A 17391-nucleotide genomic window follows, 5' to 3' on the forward strand; every position below is an offset into this window, starting at 1 on the left:
CCGTCCTCGAGAGGACGACCCGCCGTTCGGGTGTGATCGGTGGATCAGCGAGCTGCGTAGTACTCGACGACGAGCTGCACTTCACAGGTCACGGGGACCTCGGCGCGCTTCGGGCGACGCACGAGGCGGGCCTGGAGCTTGTCGATCTCGACCTCGAGGTAACCCGGGACCTTCGGCAGGACTTCCTGGTGGCCACCGGCAGCGGCGACCTGGAAGGGCTCCATCGACTCGGACTTCGGCTTGACGTGGATCAGCTGGCCCTCCTTGACGCGGAAGGAGGGGCGGTCCACGAGCTTGCCGTCGACCAGCAGGTGACGGTGCACGATCAGCTGACGGGCCTGCGCGGTGGTGCGGGCAAAACCGGCACGGACCACGAGGGCGTCGAGGCGCTGCTCGAGGAGCTCGACCAGGTTCTCACCGGTCAGGCCCTTCGTCTTGCGGGCCTCTTCGAAGACGATGCGGAGCTGCTTCTCGCGGATGCCGTACTGGGCGCGCAGACGCTGCTTCTCTCGGAGGCGGACGGCGTAGTCGCTGTCCGCACGACGGCGCGTACGGCCGTGCTCACCGGGGCCGTAGGGGCGCTTCTCGAGGTAACGGGCCGCCTTCGGCGTCAGCGGGATGCCGAGTGCGCGCGAGAGGCGGGTCTTGCTGCGGGTACGTGACTTGGTAGACACAGGGTCCTTTTCTCTGTTCGAACTGAATACTCACCGGAGGCCGGGCACGCGAGTGCTCGTGGCCCCGACGACGGGATCCAGAGGGATGAGCCTGTGGGATCGGACGGCTACAGTCCGAACCTCTGCCCCCGTACCACCGGAGTGGCACTCTGTCCTCGACGCAGCCGTGCTCGAGGACCAGGACGTAGGCCCGGCAATGCTAGCAGGAAGTCGACGTGCCGTCCTACTGCCCGCGGGTGATCTTCCGGAGTCGTTCGAGCCGCGGACCGACCTCGCGCTCGTAGCCGTTCGCCGTCGGGGTGTAGTACTCGGTGCCCTCGAGCGCATCGGGCAGGTACTGCTGCTCGGCGACCCCGTGCTCGGCGTCGTGCGAGTAGACGTACCCCTTGCCGTGACCGAGTCGCTTGGCCCCGGCGTAGTGCGCATCGCGCAGGTGCATCGGCACGGTGCCCATCCGGCCGGCCTTGACGTCCGCCATCGCCGCGTTCACGCCGTTGTAGGCGGCGTTCGACTTCGGCGCGGTCGCCAGGTACACCACTGCCTCGGCCAGGGGGATGCGCCCCTCGGGCATCCCGATGAGCTGCACGGCCTGCGCCGCCGCGACGGCGATGGGGAGCGCCTGCGGGTCGGCCATGCCGATGTCCTCGGACGCCGAGATGATGATCCGGCGCGCGATGAACCGCGAGTCCTCGCCCGCCTCGATCATCCGCGCGAGGTAGTGCAGTGCTGCGTCGACGTCGCTCCCCCGCACCGACTTGATGAAGGCGCTGATGACGTCGTAGTGCTCGTCGCCCTGTCGGTCGTACCGCAGCAGCGCACGGTCGACGGCCGCGGCGACGGTGTCCGCGTCGACAACCGGCACGGTGTCGTCCTCGTCGTCCTGGGCCGCGGTGGCCGACGCCGCAGCGGCCTCGAGCGCGGTGAGGGCGCGTCGGGCGTCACCCGAGGCCAACCGAACGATGGCCCCGCGTGCTTCGTCACCGAGGACGACCGCACCACCGAGACCGCGTGGGTCCTCCACCGCACGGTCGACGAGCATGCCGAGGTCGGCGTCGGTGAGCGGCTTGAGCGTCAGGAGCAGGGACCGGGACAAGAGCGGGGAGATGACCGAGAACGACGGGTTCTCGGTGGTGGCCGCGATGAGGATCACCCACCCGTTCTCGACACCGGGCAGCAGGGCGTCCTGCTGTGCCTTGCTGAACCGGTGGATCTCGTCGAGGAACAGCACCGTCGTGGAGCCGTAGAGGTCGCGGTGGGTGAGGGCCTTCTCCATGACCTCGCGCACGTCCTTGACGCCGGCGGTCACCGCGGAGAGCTCGACGAACTCGCGCCCCGACTGACGGGCGATGGCCTGCGCCAACGTCGTCTTGCCGGTGCCGGGAGGACCCCAGAGGATGACCGAGACGCCACCCGGGTTGTCGCGGTTTCCGGTGGCGAGCTGCACGAGCGGTGAACCGCGACCGAGCAGGTGCTGCTGGCCCGCGACCTCGTCGAGACTGGTGGGGCGCATCCGGACCGCGAGCGGGACGGAACCCTGCGCGAGCCCGGCGCGACCGCCCGTCGTGGGCGCACGCATGCTCGAACGGTCCGCTGCCATGCAGCAATCGTAGGCCGACCCACTGACAGCCCCGCGCCTCCCGGGCCGTTGACGGTGACGACTCGGATACGCTCGTCGCACACTGCGACGAGAGGGCAGAACAGCACCGTGGCACCGAAGAACCCAGCGCGCGACAACCGCGAGGCGCGCGAGCGCCTCCGCCTCTACCAGGCCCGCCGAGGACTCCACGACCGGCAGCGCCGCCGGCGGGTGCGCGACAACCTGGTCGGCGCCGGTGCGCTCGTGCTGGTCGCCGCGCTGGCCACCGGGTCGCAGCTCGCCTTCGCGGGCTCGCAGGGGAACGGGTCGGCTGACGCCAGTGCGAGCGCCACGGCCACACCGACGCCCTCGGCGAGTGCCACGGCGGCGAACACGGGCGACGTGCCGAGCAAGGAGATCGCGAAGGGCGCGACCTGGACGGGGTCGCTGACGCTCAACGGGTCGATCGACCTCGGCATCGAGCTCGACGGCGCGAAGGCGCCGCAGGCGGCGAGCGTCGAGATCTCGTTGATCAAGGAGCAGTTCTACAACGGCACCACCTGCCACCGGCTGGCCGACAGTGACGGGCTGAAGTTCCTGCAGTGCGGTTCGGCGAACGGCGACGGCACGGGCGACGCCGGGTTCGAGTACGGCCCGCTCGAGAACGTGCCGGAGGACGGCGTCTACGACGAGGGCACCATCGCGATCGCGCGGTCGAGCTCGCCGTACTCGCAGTCGACACAGTTCTTCATCGTCTACGGCGACACCACGCTCGACGGCTCCACCGGCGGCTACACGGTCGTCGGGAAGGTCACGAGCGGCCTGTCCGAACTCGAGTCGAAGATCGCGGACAAGGGCATCGCGTCGCCCGGTGACGACGGCACCGGCGAGCCGAAGGTGGCGACGAAGATCACCGACGCGACCATCGCGCAGGAGAAGTAGTCCACAAGCCGACGCTCACAGCGGGCCGCGGAGCCCGTCCGTGCAATAGGCTGACGACCTGACCGTGCCGACGGTGACGTCGGCGATGCACGACCACGATCGAGGCGAGACCTGTGGGATCTGACGAAGCAACGACCTGGGGGCGGGTCGACGAGAACGGGACCGTGTACGTCCGGTACGAAGAGACCGAACGTGCTGTCGGTGAGTACCCGGACGCCACCCCCGAAGAAGCCCTCGCCTACTTCGCGCGGAAGTACGCCGACCTCGAGGGGCAGGTGAAGATCGCCGAGCAGCGCGTCCAGCGTGGTGCGTCGGCGAACGACGTCGCCCGGACGGTCGAGCACCTGACGACCCTGGTGGCCGAAGCCCGCGTCATCGGCGACATCAAGTCGCTCGAGACCCGTGTGGGTGCGCTCACCGAGCAGCTCGGCTCGCTCACCAAGGAGCAGGCGGAGCAGGCGCAGCAGGCGCTGAACGACGCCCTGGCACACCGCGCCGCCCTGGTCGAAGAGGCCGAGGCGCTCGCGGCGGTGGACCCGGCGCGCGCGCAGTGGAAGCAGATCACGGCACAGCTCGACGACGTGTTCGCCCGGTGGCAGCAGCACCAGCACGACGGCCCGCGCATCCCCAAGAACGAGGCGAACGAACTCTGGAAGCGGTTCCGCGCAGCGCGGTCCACCGTCGACCAGCACCGCCGCGCGTTCTACTCCGAGCTCGACGCGCAGCACCGCGACGCCCGCACCCGCAAGCAGGAGCTCGTGTCGCAGGCCGAGGCACTCGCGTCACGCGGGTCCGACGCGATCCCGGACTACCGTCAGCTCCTCGACGACTGGAAGAACGCCGGGCGCGCCGGCAAGCGCCACGACGACGCCCTCTGGGCGCGGTTCAAGGCCGCCGGCGACGTCCTGTTCGAGCAGCGCCACGCCGAGAGCGCAGCCGAGGACGAAGAGTTCTCCGGCAACCTCGAGGCGAAGCAGGCCCTGCTCACCGAGGCCGAGCCGCTGCTCAAGGCGACCGACCGCGTCGCCGCCCGCAAGACCCTGACCGGCATCCAGCGGCGCTGGGACGAGATCGGCAAGGTCCCCCGCGGGGACGTCCGCCGCATCGAGGACCGCCTGCGGGCGATCGAGGACCACGTGCGTGGGCTCGAGGACGCGCACTGGAAGGAGTCCAACCCGGAGCGCAAGGCCCGGCAGACCGGACTCGCGAGCCAGCTCGAGGACGCCATCGGCAAGCTCGAGTCCGAGCTCGCCGACGCGCAGGCCTCCGGTGACGCGCGCAAGATCAAGGACGCGCAGGAAGCACTCGACGCCCGCAAGATCTGGCTCGACGCCCTCGGCAGCTGATCGCCGGTCGACGACGCCCCCGTGACCGATCGGTCACGGGGGCGTCGTCGCGTGGCGGCGCGTGGCGTGGCGTGGCGGCGCGTGGCGTCGCAGGTCAGACCGGCGTGGGCAGGCCCAACAGCAACCGGATGTCGAGGTCGTCCTGGCGCATCTGCGTGGCGAGCTCGTCCATCGAGTCGAACTTCACCATGCCGCGCACGTAGGACACGAACAGCACGGAGATGCGGTCCCCGTACAGGTCGAGGTCGACGTCGAGCAGGTGCGCCTCGATCTGCTTGGCCGGCACGCCTTCGAACGTCGGGTTGTTGCCGACCGAGACGGCTGCCGGGTACACCGTGCCGTCGTGCAGCACCCGAGCGGCGTAGACGCCGTCGGCCGGCGCGAAGCCCTCGAAGGCCGGGTCGAGGTTCGCCGTCGGGTACCCCATCGCCCGCCCCCGCTGGTTGCCGTGCACGACGGTGCTGCGGACCGCGTGCTCACGACCGAGCAGCCGAGCGGCCTCGGCCACCCGCCCGTCGCCGAGGAGCTCGCGGATCCACGTCGACGAGACGCGTCGCTCGCCGTCGGGTCGGACGTCGTCCACCAGGTCGACGTCGTCGATGAGCTCGACCGTGAAGCCGTGCTGCTCCCCCAAGGCGCGCAACAGGGTGACGTCGCCGGCGCCCTTGGCCCCGAAGCGGAAGTCGCTGCCGACGAAGACGAGCCGGGCGTGCAGGGTGTCGACGAGGATCTCGGACACGAACGCCTCGGGCGACTTCGACTGCAGTTGCTCGTCGAAGCGGAGCAGCAGGGTGGCGTCGACACCGGCGGCGTCGAGGAGCTCGCGCCGCTGCGCCGTGCTCGTGAGCGCCGGCGGGACGTGCTGCGGGTCGATGACGTTGAGCGGGTGCCGATCGAACGTCACCACGGTGGCGACCAGGCCCTGCTCGTGGGCGGCGCGCTCGAGGTGCGCGATCACCGCGCGGTGCCCGACGTGCACACCGTCGAACTTGCCGATCGTGACGGCGCTCGGGCCGAAGCCCTCCGCCACGTCGGCGATGTCGTCGTAGAACTGCACGGCTGCTCCTACTCGCCCACGGGGGCGGTGGTCGATGCGGCCACCGGCTCGGCTGACGCGGTGCGGTGGTGCTTGCGGAGCCACCAGAGACCGGCGATCGGCAGCACCAGCGGTGCGAAGGCGTAGCCCATGCCGTAGTACGACCAGATCGTGTCGTCGGGGAAGAGCTGCCGGTCGAAGAGCGACAACGTGCCGATGACGAGCACACCGGTCATCTCGAACACGATCGTCACGCAGGCCACCCGGTACCAGGAGCGTCCGGGCACGATCAGGGCGATCATCGCCACGATGTACACGACGGCGGCGATGGCGCTCACCGTGTACGCGAACGGTGCGAACGAGAACTTCTCGATGATCTGGACGACGCTCCGGCCCGTCGCCGCCAGGGCGAGGATGCCGTACACGGCGATGAGGACGCGGCCGATGCCGGTCGCGAGTGAGGATCTGGTCGCCATTGCACCGATTCTACCGACGTGCGGGGACCACCATGACGCTCGGGGTCAGTTCAGGGCAAACCAGATCTGGTACATCCGGTAGACCATGACCGCGACGGTGAACGCACCGGCACCGAGGACGACGGTGCTCCACTTCGTGCGGTCGACGAGCGCCCAGACGATGGCAGCCGGCGGCACCAGGAGCACCGACACCGCGTACACCCCGAACTCGAGGGCGTTGCCGTCCGGCGGGCTGCCCGTCGCGGGGAGCACGATCGAGATGACGCCCTGCGCCAGGAGCAGGACCTCGATGAGCGCGAGGGACCCGACGGTGTAGTCGTTGGGCTTCCAGCCGATGAACCCGACCACGACGGCGAACAGCCCGGCCAGGACGGCGACGACGAGCTGGACCCACATGAACCACTCGATCACGCGTGCGCCCCGTTCTGCGGAGCAGGAGCGGCAGCCGGCGCAGGAGCGGCAGCCGGCGCAGGAGCGGCAGCCGGCGCCGGGAAGTTCGTGATGACCCGGAGCAGTCCGCGCCGGACCGAGACCAATCCGACGAGGCGGTCGTCGGCGGCGGCAACCGCGGCCACCGGGTCGTCCGAGTCCGGGTGGTCGGCCGCGACGCGCTTGCCGTCGGTCAGGTCCTTCGCCGCGGCCGCGTCGAGCGACACCGAGGAGAACAGGCGACGCGCCACGTCGGCCGGACGCGCGAGCGCAGCGCGGACGTCGACCGCGTCGTCCTCGAGGTCGATCGCGTCGGCCACGTCGAACGGACCGACCTGGGTGCGGCGGAGCGCGGTGAGGTGGGCACCGGTGCCGAGGGTCGCGCCGACGTCGCGCGCGAGGGCCCGGACGTACGTGCCGGACGAGCAGGTCACGACGACGTCGAGGTCGACGACCGGCACCTCGGCGCCGTCGACCGTGACGGTGCGGTCGTTCCGGCCGGTGACGTCGAACCGCGAGACGGTGACCGTGCGGGACTGCAACTCGACGGTCTCGCCCTTGCGCGCGAGGTCGTACGCACGGCGCCCGTCGACCTTGATCGCGCTGACGGTGGAGGGGACCTGGTCGATCTGGCCGCGCTGCTGCGCGACGGCGCGTTCGACGGCTTCGTCCGTGACGTCCGCGGCAGCGACGCCGGTCGCGGCGGTCGGGGTGCCGTCGGCATCGTCGGAGTCCGTGGACACGCCGAGCCGGATGGTGGCGGTGTAGGTCTTGCCGAGGCCGACCAGGTGGGTCAGCAGCCGGGTGGAGTGCCCGATGCCCAGGAGCAGCAGCCCGGTCGCCATCGGGTCGAGGGTCCCCGCGTGCCCGACCTTCTTCAGACCGAGGCGGCGACGGGCGATCGACACGACGCGGTGGCTGGAGATCCCCTGCGGTTTGTCGACGAGGAGGATGCCGTCCGGCACGGTTTCGAGCACCAGAGGAGATTACCAGCGCCGGTCAGCAGGCGTCGTTCCACTCGCGACGGGGGTGCTCGGGATCGGTGACGTCGAGGACGGCGGAGGCGGCGATCTTGACGTCCGCGCGGCGTTCCAGCCGACCCGCTTCCTGCTCGACCCACAGCGACCAGCGCCAGAGACCGCGGACACCGGGAGCCAACAGCCCGTGCCCGTGCACGACCAGCACGCCGTCCCCGGCACCGGTGGTGCGGAACGGGGTGACCACCTCGGCGCGCAACGTGTCGGGGTCGGTGGACGGCGCGGCGGCGGCCATCGCGGACACCCCGTGCTGCTGGAAACCGGCCACCAGCGCCGCGGCGACGTGTTCGAGATCGGTGCCGTCCTGACCGTCGATGCCGATCACGGTCCGGTTCGTGCCGACCTGCGCGATCGCCTCCGCAGCGATCGCGGCCATCGTGTCGGTCTCTTCGGGTGCCCAGCGTGCCATGCGTCCACCGTAGGCTGTCGTGGTGAACGCGAGCAGGGCCTCCCGACCGGATGTGGACAACGCGAGCGTCCCCGACATCGCGACCCCGTTGATCAGCTGGTTCCGACAGGAGGCCCGCGACCTGCCGTGGCGTCGCCCCGGCTTCCCCGCCTGGGGCACGCTGGTCAGCGAGATCATGCTGCAGCAGACGCAGGTGGCGCGCGTCGTCCCCCGACTGGAGGCGTGGCTCACCCGGTGGCCGACGCCTGCGGACCTCGCGGCGTCACCCCCGGCGGATGCGGTGCGCGCCTGGGACCGGCTCGGCTACCCGAGACGCGCGCTCGCGCTGCACGCAGCCGCGACCGTGATCGCGAACGAGCACGGCAACGTCGTGCCGCGGGACGTCGATGCGCTGCTCGCACTCCCCGGCATCGGCGACTACACGGCACGGGCCGTGGCGGTGTTCGCGTACGGCGACCGGCACCCGGTCGTGGACGTCAACGTGCGGCGGGTGCTCAAGCGCGCGCTCCTCGGCCAGGGCGAACCCGGGCCGGCGAAGGCGAAGGACGACCTGCCGCTGATGGAGTCCGTGCTGCCCGCCGACCGCGACGACGCCGCTGCGACGAACGCTGCGGTGATGGAACTCGGTGCGCTCGTGTGCGTCTCCCGCTCCCCCGCGTGCGACGCCTGCCCGATCGCCGACCGCTGCGCCTGGCGAGCCGCCGGCTACCCCGACCACGACGGGCCGCGTGCGCCGAAGCAGGCGAAGTTCGCCGGCAGCGACCGGCAGGTGCGCGGCCTGGTGATGGCCGAGCTGCGGGCGAGCGACGTACCGGTCGCCCGGTCCGAGATCGAACTGGTCTGGCCGGACGCCGAGCAGCGGGACCGGGCGCTCGCGTCGCTGCTGCGCGACGGGCTGGCGGTCGGCGACGACACGACCGGGTACCAGCTGCCGGACGCCTGACGCACGACCGCCCGGGGCGCGACCGCCGGACGCACGAACGCCCCGCTGCACACGGTGCGGCGGGGCGTTCTGACACGCGCTGACTAGGCCCGCTCGGCGTCCTGCTCGTCGTCGGACTCGTCGTCCTCGTCCTCGTCGCGCTTGTACGGGTCGGCGTCGCCGGCGTACGTCGCGCCGACCGAGGCGGCACGCACCTGCTCGTCACGCACCTGGGCCTGCACGAGCAGGTCCTCCATGTGCGCGGAGGTCTCCGGCAGCGCGTCGGCGATGAACTCGAGCGACGGGGTGAGCCGCGCCGTGATGTTCTTGCCGACCTCGGAGCGGAGCATGCCGGTCGCCGCCTTGAGCGCGGCAGCGGAGTCGGCGCGTTCCTCGTCGGTGCCGTACACGGTGTAGAAGACCGATGCGTGCTGCAGGTCTCCGGTCACGCGGACGTCGGTGATCGTCACGAACCCGAGACGCGGGTCGCGCAGACCCTTGTCGAGACGGCGTGCGACGACTTCCTTGATGCGGTCCGCCATCTTGCGTGCGCGCTGCGGATCGGCCATGGGTGCCTCCTGAGGCAGTGGCGGGACGTTTCCCGCCGGTGGTTCTGCGTGGAAAGGGGTCGGGCCCCGACCTCCCGGAACGGGAGGCCGGGGCCCATCTGGACTCGCACCTCCCGTACGGGGAGGCCGGGGCCCAGGGTGGTCACACGATCAGTCGCGCGGCTTCTCGACGAGCTCGGTGGTCTCGATCTCGTCACCGATCTGGATGTCGTTGAACTTGCCCAGACCGATACCGGCCTCGAAGTCCGTGCGGACCTCGGTGACGTCGTCCTTGAAGCGACGGAGCGACTCGATCGCCAGTCCGTCGGCCAGGACCACACCGTCACGGATGACGCGCGCCTTGGCGTTGCGCGTGATCGTGCCGGAGCGGACGATGACACCCGCGATGTTGCCGAACTTCGAGGAGCGGAAGACCTCTCGGATCTCGGCGACACCGGACTGGACCTCTTCGTACTCGGGCTTGAGCATGCCCTTGAGGGACTGCTCGATGTCGTCGAGTGCGTTGTAGATGACCGAGTAGAAGCGCACGTCGATGCCTTCGCGCGCCGCACGCTCACGGGCCTTGACGTCCGGACGGACGTTGAAGCCGACCACGATGGCGTTGTCGATCGTGGCGAGGTCGATGTCCGACTCCGTGATCGCACCGACACCGCGGTGGAGGATGCGGAGCTGGACGCTGTCGTCGACCTCGATGTCCAGGAGCGACTGCTCGAGTGCCTCGACGGCACCGGAGACGTCACCCTTGATGATGAGGTTGAGCGAGTCGACCTTGCCCTCTTCGAGTGCACGGGTGAAGTCCTCGAGCGAGATGCGCTTGCGGGCCTTGGCCAGCTGGGCGTTGCGCTCGGCGGCCTCACGCTTCTCAGCGATCTGACGTGCCGTGCGGTCCTCTTCGGTGACGAGGAACGTGTCACCGGCGCGGGGCACCGAGGACAGACCCTGCACCTGGACCGGGCGGCTCGGCGTTGCGGCCTTGACCGCGACACCGTTCTCGTCGGTCATCGCACGGACGCGGCCGTACGCCGTGCCCGCCACGATGGCGTCGCCGACGTGCAGCGTTCCGGACTGGATGAGGACGGTCGCCACCGCACCGCGGCCCTTGTCGAGCCGTGCTTCGATCGCGACGCCGCGGGCGTCCTTGTCGGGGTTCGCACGCAGGTCGAGCCCGGCGTCAGCGGTGAGCAGCACGGCGTCCAGGAGCTCCTGGATACCGATGTTCTGCCGAGCCGAGACGTCGACGAACATGACGTCTCCGCCGTACTCCTCCGCCACCAGGTTGTACTCGGTGAGCTGCTGGCGGACCTTGGCCGGGTTCGCGCCTTCCTTGTCGATCTTGTTCACCGCGACCACGATCGGCACGTTGGCCGACTGCGCGTGGTTCAGCGCCTCGATCGTCTGGGGCATGATGCCGTCGTCCGCCGCGACCACGAGGATCGCGATGTCGGTGACCTGCGCACCACGAGCACGCATGGCCGTGAAGGCCTCGTGACCCGGGGTGTCGATGAACGTGATCGGACGCTCGATGCCCTCGTGCTCGGTGACGATCTGGTACGCACCGATGTGCTGGGTGATGCCACCGGCTTCACCCTCGACGACCTTCGAGTTCCGGATCGCGTCGAGCAGTCGCGTCTTACCGTGGTCGACGTGACCCATGACGGTCACGACGGGGGGACGGACCTGCAGGACGGAGTCGTCCTCGTCGGCGTACTCGGCATCGATGTCGATGTCGAAGCCCTCGAGGAGCTCCTTGTCCTCGTCCTCGGGCGAGACGATCTGGATCTTGTAGCCCAGCTCGTCACCGAGGACCTCGAACGTGGCCTCGTCCAGCGACTCGGTCGCGGTCGCCATCTCACCGAGGTGGAACAGCACCGTGACCAGGTTGCCGGGCATGGCGTCGATCTTGTCCGCGAAGTCCGAGATGCTCGCACCGCGACGGAGTCGGACGACCGTGTTGCCGTCACCACGAGGGACCTGCACACCGCCGAGCGACGGGGCCTGACGCATCTCGTACTCGGCGCGCTTCGTCCGCTTCGACTTGCGGGCACGGCTCTTGCCGCCTCCGCGACCGAACGCACCAGCGGTACCGCCACCGGGGCCACGACCACGGCCACCGCCACCGGCGGGACGCGGGCCGCTGAAGGCCGGACGCGGGAAGCCGCCACCGGCACCGCCGCCGGCACCCGGACGGACGCCACCGGGGCCGCCACGACCGCCACCCTGGCCCGGGCGCTGCCCGAAGCCGTTGGGACGGTTCGCCTGACCGGGTCCACCCGGACGCGGTGCACCCGGACGCGGGACGCCGGGACGCGGGGGCTGCGGACGCGGGATGCCCGCTCCGCCGGCACCAGCGGCGGGGCGCTGGCCCATGCCCTGGTTCGAGGCGAACGGGTTGTTGCCGGGGCGCGGCGGGCGCGAGCCCATGCCCTGGTTCGACGCGTAGGGGTTGTTGCCCGGACGTGCTCCGGGCTTGGGGCCACCGGGCTTCGGACCGGCAGCGGCGGGCTTGGCACTCGAGCCGGGCTTCACCGCGTCGGTCTTCGGCTCGTCACCGGCGGACTCGGCCGGCTGCGTGGCGGCCTGCTGCTCGGCGGCGGCCTTCTCGGCACGGGCCTTCTGTGCGGCCTCGGCCTCTGCCTGTCGCTGGGCGACGGACTTCGGTGCTGCCGGGGTCGGGACGTCCTCGGCAGCAGGTGCTGCCTGGACCTCGGGCTCGGGAGCGGGTGCCGGACGGGCCGGGCCGGGGCGCGGGCCACCGGGCTTCGGCGCGCCGGACTTGGGCGTGCTGCTCTTCGCCGGCGTGCTCGGCGCGGGGGCCGAGGCTGCGGGCTTGGATGCCGGGACGCCGTCCGCCTGCAGGGCGGCACGGAGCTTCCGGGCAACGGGGGGCTCGATGCTCGAGCTGGCACCCCGGACGAACTCTCCGAGCTCCTTGAGCTTCTCGAGTGCGGTCTTGCTGTCGACGCCGAGTTCGCTTGCGATCTCGTGTACGCGTGGTTTAGCCACTGTTCTCCTTCACGGGTCCCACCCCGTAAAGGGCAGGACTCAATGGATGACGGGTCTCATTTCGAGCCGCTCATCAGTTGTCCATAAGCCGTTCAGCCTGTTCTGTCATGTCCGGGCGCTCGGTCGACTCCTGTGGGAGACCGACGATGTGGTCGAGCACCGCGGACGTGTCGGGATCGCGATCCAACCGGAGCGCACGGCGGAAAGCCCTGCGCTTGACGGCCAGATCGTAGGCATCGACGGTCGGTGTGAGCCATGCTCCCCGGCCCGGCATGACTGCCTTCGGATCCGCCACGACGCGGCCATCGCTCAGGGCGACGACTCGGAGGAGTGAGGATCGGGAAGCGCGACGACGACTGCCGATGCACGTTCTGACGGGAACCACTCTACTCCTTGCCTCGGACGTGCGCGATCCGGCGCGCCCTTGTGGACACGCCGGCGGCGAAATCGCCCTAGTCGTCGCCGTCCAGGATGGAGTCCGGCTGGATGTCGATCCGGGCCCCGGTGAGCTTGGCGGCGAGGCGGGCGTTCTGCCCTTCCTTGCCGATCGCGAGCGACAGCTGGTAGTCCGGCACGAGCGCGCGGACGGCCTTGGTCGATGCGTCGAGCACGAAGGCGCTCGTCACCTTGGCCGGCGACAGGGCGCTCGCGACGAACGCCGACAGGTCCGGGGACCAGTCCACGATGTCGACCTTCTCGGCGCCGAGCTCGTTCGTCACGGCACGGACGCGCGCGCCGAGCTCGCCGATGCAGGCGCCCTTCGCGTTCACGCCGGGCTCGTTCGCCTTGACCGCGATCTTCGTGCGGTGACCGGCTTCACGCGCGAGCGACGTGATCTCCACGACGCCCGAGGCGATCTCCGGGACCTCGAGGGCGAAGAGCTTCCGCACCAGGCCCGGGTGCGTGCGCGACACCGTGATCTGCGGGCCCTTGTTGCCACGGGCGACGCTCGTCACGTACACGCGGATGCGGGAACCGTGTGCGTAGGACTCTCCGGGGACCTGTTCCTCCGGCGGCAGGATCGCCTCGACCGTGCCGAGGTCGACCATCACCATGCGCGGGTTCGGTCCCTGCTGGACCACGCCGGCGACGATGTCGCCTTCCTTGCCGCGGAACTCGCCGAGGATCTTGTCGTCGCCGATGTCGCGCAGGCGCTGGTTGATGACCTGCTTCGCCGCGAACGCCGCGATGCGGCCGAAGTCGCTGGGCTGGTCGACGGCTTCACCGATGACGGTGCCCTCGTCGTCGAGCTCGGGGACGTAGACGCTGACCTCGCCGGACTTGCGGTCGAGCTCGACACGCGACTGCGCGTGGGCCGGCTCGCCGTTCTCCTCGGCGTGCTTCTGGTAGGCGGTCAGGATGGCAGATTCGATGATCTGGACCAGTTCGTCGAACGGGATCTCCCGCTCGCGCTCCATGAGTCGCAGGACTGCGAGATCGATCTTCACCGAGGTGCCTCCGTATTCAGATGAGTCGCTCCTGCGGATGGAACCGTCGCAGAAGTCGGCCACAAGCGTACCGCACTGCGGCTCGCGGACCCGAGCACGGATGCACGGGAGGCCCGTGGCGGCGTCGCCACGGGCCTCCCGTCCGTCAGGTGGTCGTGTCCAGGACGCGACCCGCTAGATCGCGCGGACCGCGTCGAGCAGCTCGGCGACCGGCACGTCGCGGCGTTCGCCGCTGGCCCGGTTCCACAGCTCGACGACGCCGTCGGCGGCGCCGCGGCCGGCGACGACCACGATCGGCATGCCGAGCAGCTCCGCGTCGCGCAGCTTCACGCCCGGCGACACCTTCGGACGGTCGTCGTAGAGCACGTCGAACCGCTCGCCCTCGAGCTCGGCGACGATCGACGTCGCCAGGTCGTAGGCGACCTGGTCACGGCCGGTCGCGACGATGTGCACGTCGAACGGCGCGACGTTCTTCGGCCAGGCCAGGCCCTTCTCGTCGTTGTGGGCCTCGGCCAGGATCGCCAGGATGCGCGTCACGCCGATGCCGTACGAGCCCATCGTGACCGTCGCGAGCTTGCCGTTCTCGTCCTGCACCTTCAGGCCCAGGGCCTCGGCGTACTTGCGGCCGAGCTGGAAGACGTGCCCGATCTCCATGCCGCGGGCGGTCTCGAGCGGGCCGGAGCCGTCGGGCGACGGGTCCCCCGCGCGGACGTCGGAGACCTCGGCGACACCGTCGGCCACGAAGTCACGGCCGGCGACGAGGCCGGAGACGTGCACGCCGCGCTCGTTGGCGCCGGTGACCCAGGCGGTGCCGTCGACCACGCGCGGGTCGACGAAGTACCGGATGCCCGTGGCGCTGTCGGCGCCGAGGACCTGCGGGCCGATGTAGCCCTTGACCAGGCCCTTGTGCTTCTTGAAGTCGTCGTCGCCTGCGGCTTCGACCTCGGCCGGGGCGAACGCGACCTCGGCACGCTTCAGGTCGACGTCGCGGTCACCGGGGAGCCCGACGACCACGACCTCGCGCGTGCCGTCCAGGTGGGTGAGCGCGAGGACGACGTTCTTCAGCGTGTCCGCCGCGGTCCACGGCGCACCGTCGCGCGGCGCGACCTCGTTCGCGTGGGCGACGAGCGTGTCGATCGTCGGGGTGTCGGAAGCGGGCAGGAGCACCGCCTCGGGCTGGCCCTCGATCGGCAGCGAAGCGGGCACGGGCGTGACGTAGGCCTCGACGTTCGCCGCGTAGCCGTTCGCGCTGCGGACGAAGGTGTCCTCGCCGACGGCGATCGGGTGCAGGAACTCCTCCGACTTGGAGCCGCCCATCGCGCCGGCGTCCGCCTTGACGATGACGTACTCGAGGCCGAGGCGCGCGAAGATCTTCTCGTACGCGTCGCGCATCACCTGGTAGCTGCGCTCGAGGCCCTCGTCGGTGAGGTCGAACGAGTACGCGTCCTTCATGGTGAACTCGCGACCGCGCAGCAGGCCGGCGCGGGGCCGTGCCTCGTCGCGGTACTTGTCCTGGATCTGGAACAGCGTGACGGGCAGGTCCTTGTACGACGAGTACAGGTCCTTCACCAGCAGCGCGAACATCTCTTCGTGCGTCGGGGCGAGCAGGTAGTCGGAACCCTTGCGGTCCTGCAGGCGGAACATGCCGTCGCCGTACTCGGTCCAGCGGTTGGTCGCCTCGTACGGCTCGCGCGGCAGCAGCGCCGGCAGCAGGACCTCCTGCGCACCGGCGGCGACCATCTCGTCGCGGATGATCCCCTCGATCTTGGCGCGCACCCGGAGACCGAGCGGGAGCCAGGCGAAGATCCCCGGGGACTGGCGACGGACGTACCCGGCGCGGACGAGCAGCTTGTGGCTCGTCACCTCGGCGTCGGAGGGGTCGTCGCGGAGCGTACGGAGGAACAGATGCGAAAGCCGTGTGACCACGGGGCCAGCCTAGCGGCGTGCGCGCACCGCGCGAGGCGCGGGCGGACGCGCACCGTGCGAGGTTCGCAGGCGGGAGCTGACGCGCACCGTGCGAGGTTCACCGGCGGGTGCGGCGCCAGCCGCACCGTGCGCCGTCACGAGCTCGCACCGGACTGCTGAGCCGTCACGGGTTCGCGAAGTCTGCACGGTGCGGACGGGACGCCCGGTGCCACGCCGCACGGGCCTCCTGTCCGGGTCGCCCGTCCGGGACGCCCGCAACGCTCGTCGCAGCCGGAGGCGCACCGTGCGAGGTTCACCGACCGGTGCGGCCTCAGCCGCACCGTGCCGCCCTCTGACGCCGCACCGAGCCGTCAACCCGGCACAGAGTGACGGAATCCGCACGGTGCCGGAGCGCGGCCTACGGGGTGGTGATGACCTCGGGACTGCCGAGCGCGGCCTCGGGGCCCATCTCGTCGGCGATGCGGTTCGCCTCGGCGATGAGCGTCTGCACGATCTCGTGCTCCGGCACCGTCTTGACGACCTTGCCCTTGACGAAGATCTGGCCCTTGCCGTTGCCCGACGCCACGCCGAGGTCGGCCTCGCGGGCTTCGCCCGGGCCGTTCACGACACAGCCCATGACGGCGACGCGCAGGGGGACGGACATGCCCTCGAGCCCCTTGGTGACGTCGTTCGCCAGCTGGTAGACGTCGACCTGGGCCCGGCCGCAGCTCGGGCAGGAGACGATCTCGAGCTTGCGCTCGCGCAGGTTGAGCGACTGCAGGATCTGCAGGCCGACCTTGACCTCTTGCGCGGGCGGCGCGGACAGGGACACGCGGATGGTGTCGCCGATGCCCTCGGCCAGCAGGATGCCGAACGCGGTGGCGCTCTTGATCGTGCCCTGGAACTCCGGGCCGGCCTCGGTCACACCGAGGTGCAGCGGCCAGTCACCGGCGGCGGCGAGCTGTCGGTAGGCCTTGACCATGACGATCGGGTCGTTGTGCTTGACCGAGATCTTGAAGTCGTGGAAGTCGTGCTCCTCGAACAGGCTGGCTTCCCACACGGCGGACTCGACGAGTGCCTCGGGCGTGGCCTTGCCGTACTTCTGCAGCAAGCTCGGCTCGAGCGACCCGGCGTTGACGCCGATGCGCAGGCTCACCCCGGCGGCCTTCGCTGCGGCGGCGATCGCGCCGACCTGGTCGTCGAACTTGCGGATGTTGCCCGGGTTGACGCGGACCGCGGCGCAACCGGCGTCGATCGCCTGGAAAACGTACTTCGGCTGGAAGTGGATGTCGGCGATCACCGGGATCTGCGACTTCTTCGCGATGATCGGCAGCGCGTCGGCGTCTTCCTGCGTCGGCACCGCGACCCGGACGATGTCGCAGCCGGACGCGGTGAGCTCGGCGATCTGCTGCAGCGTCGCGTTGATGTTCGTCGTCGGGGTCGTGGTCATCGACTGGACGGACACCGGAGCGTCGCCGCCCACGAGCACCTTGCCGACCCGGATCTGGCGCGACTTGCGTCGGGGGGCGAGGGTTTCGGGCGACTTGGGCATACCGAGGTTCACAGCGGGCACGTGAGCACTCTACGCGCTCGCTCTGATCAGCCAGCCCCGGTCACAC

16 protein-coding genes are annotated in these 17391 nt (G+C 70.4%); 3 read left to right on the top strand and 13 right to left on the bottom strand.

Annotated elements, in window-relative coordinates:
* Positions 1 to 44 precede the first annotated feature (44 nt).
* Positions 45 to 674, bottom strand: coding sequence for a 30S ribosomal protein S4 (rpsD, locus tag ACVKXF_RS09835; protein ID WP_111083900.1), 630 nt, complete (start codon positions 672 to 674; stop codon positions 45 to 47).
* A gap of 223 nt (positions 675 to 897) precedes the next feature.
* Positions 898 to 2271: a replication-associated recombination protein A gene (locus ACVKXF_RS09840; RefSeq protein WP_456795595.1), complete on the bottom strand. Its 1374-nt coding sequence runs from the start codon at positions 2269 to 2271 to the stop codon at positions 898 to 900.
* Positions 2272 to 2379: 108 nt separating this feature from the next.
* Between ACVKXF_RS09840 and ACVKXF_RS09845 the strand changes: the two genes are divergently transcribed.
* Both ACVKXF_RS09845 and ACVKXF_RS09850 read left to right on the top strand, forming a co-directional pair.
* The gene (locus tag ACVKXF_RS09845; protein WP_456795596.1) at positions 2380 to 3192 is read left to right on the top strand and encodes a peptidylprolyl isomerase; all 813 of its coding nucleotides are present in this window, start codon (positions 2380 to 2382) and stop codon (positions 3190 to 3192) included.
* Positions 3193 to 3305: 113 nt separating this feature from the next.
* On the top strand, positions 3306 to 4538 hold the full coding sequence (locus ACVKXF_RS09850; protein WP_185021337.1) for a DUF349 domain-containing protein: 1233 nt from the start codon (positions 3306 to 3308) through the stop codon (positions 4536 to 4538).
* A gap of 94 nt (positions 4539 to 4632) precedes the next feature.
* Here ACVKXF_RS09850 and ACVKXF_RS09855 read toward each other — a convergent pair whose 3' ends face one another.
* Genes ACVKXF_RS09855 through ACVKXF_RS09875 form a run of 5 tightly spaced genes read right to left on the bottom strand, consistent with a single transcriptional unit; the run spans position 4633 to position 7925 of the window.
* Positions 4633 to 5595 carry a bifunctional riboflavin kinase/FAD synthetase gene (locus ACVKXF_RS09855; protein ID WP_396288585.1) on the bottom strand — a complete coding sequence of 321 codons (963 nt, stop codon included), beginning with the start codon at positions 5593 to 5595 and terminating at the stop codon, positions 4633 to 4635.
* 8 nt (positions 5596 to 5603) lie between these two features.
* Positions 5604 to 6050, bottom strand: coding sequence for a hypothetical protein (locus tag ACVKXF_RS09860; protein WP_123312425.1), 447 nt, complete (start codon positions 6048 to 6050; stop codon positions 5604 to 5606).
* Positions 6051 to 6095: 45 nt separating this feature from the next.
* The gene (locus tag ACVKXF_RS09865; protein WP_123312424.1) at positions 6096 to 6461 is read right to left on the bottom strand and encodes a hypothetical protein; all 366 of its coding nucleotides are present in this window, start codon (positions 6459 to 6461) and stop codon (positions 6096 to 6098) included.
* A complete protein-coding gene (truB, locus tag ACVKXF_RS09870) occupies positions 6458 to 7456 on the bottom strand; it encodes a tRNA pseudouridine(55) synthase TruB (protein ID WP_456795597.1) in 999 nt (332 codons plus the stop codon). Before truB ends, ACVKXF_RS09865 begins: the two co-directional genes overlap by 4 nt.
* A 22-nt stretch (positions 7457 to 7478) precedes the next feature.
* The gene (locus ACVKXF_RS09875) at positions 7479 to 7925 is read right to left on the bottom strand and encodes a hypothetical protein (protein ID WP_396288590.1); all 447 of its coding nucleotides are present in this window, start codon (positions 7923 to 7925) and stop codon (positions 7479 to 7481) included.
* 22 nt (positions 7926 to 7947) lie between these two features.
* Between ACVKXF_RS09875 and ACVKXF_RS09880 the strand changes: the two genes are divergently transcribed.
* Positions 7948 to 8868, top strand: a complete 921-nt coding sequence (locus ACVKXF_RS09880) for an HhH-GPD family protein (protein WP_425340840.1) — start codon at positions 7948 to 7950, stop codon at positions 8866 to 8868.
* An 83-nt stretch (positions 8869 to 8951) separates the two neighbouring features.
* Here the strand turns inward: ACVKXF_RS09880 and rbfA are convergent, their stop codons facing one another.
* The 6 genes from rbfA to ispG all read right to left on the bottom strand — a co-directional run bounded on the left by rbfA (position 8952) and on the right by ispG (position 17324).
* A complete protein-coding gene (gene rbfA / locus ACVKXF_RS09885; RefSeq protein WP_123312419.1) occupies positions 8952 to 9416 on the bottom strand; it encodes a 30S ribosome-binding factor RbfA in 465 nt (154 codons plus the stop codon).
* Positions 9417 to 9566: 150 nt separating this feature from the next.
* Positions 9567 to 12419, bottom strand: a complete 2853-nt coding sequence (infB, locus tag ACVKXF_RS09890) for a translation initiation factor IF-2 (protein ID WP_456795598.1) — start codon at positions 12417 to 12419, stop codon at positions 9567 to 9569.
* A 73-nt stretch (positions 12420 to 12492) separates the two neighbouring features.
* Positions 12493 to 12804: a YlxR family protein gene (locus ACVKXF_RS09895; RefSeq protein WP_221180542.1), complete on the bottom strand. Its 312-nt coding sequence runs from the start codon at positions 12802 to 12804 to the stop codon at positions 12493 to 12495.
* Positions 12805 to 12871: 67 nt separating this feature from the next.
* Positions 12872 to 13867 (bottom strand): transcription termination factor NusA, encoded by a 996-nt coding sequence (gene nusA / locus ACVKXF_RS09900; protein ID WP_111083890.1) that lies wholly within the window; start codon positions 13865 to 13867, stop codon positions 12872 to 12874.
* 174 nt (positions 13868 to 14041) lie between these two features.
* The gene (locus ACVKXF_RS09905; protein ID WP_340197610.1) at positions 14042 to 15793 is read right to left on the bottom strand and encodes a proline--tRNA ligase; all 1752 of its coding nucleotides are present in this window, start codon (positions 15791 to 15793) and stop codon (positions 14042 to 14044) included.
* Between the two features lie 397 nt (positions 15794 to 16190).
* Positions 16191 to 17324: a flavodoxin-dependent (E)-4-hydroxy-3-methylbut-2-enyl-diphosphate synthase gene (gene ispG, locus ACVKXF_RS09910; RefSeq protein WP_111083888.1), complete on the bottom strand. Its 1134-nt coding sequence runs from the start codon at positions 17322 to 17324 to the stop codon at positions 16191 to 16193.
* Between the last annotated feature and the right edge of the window lie 67 nt (positions 17325 to 17391).

The organism is Curtobacterium sp. PvP017, assembly GCF_054060195.1.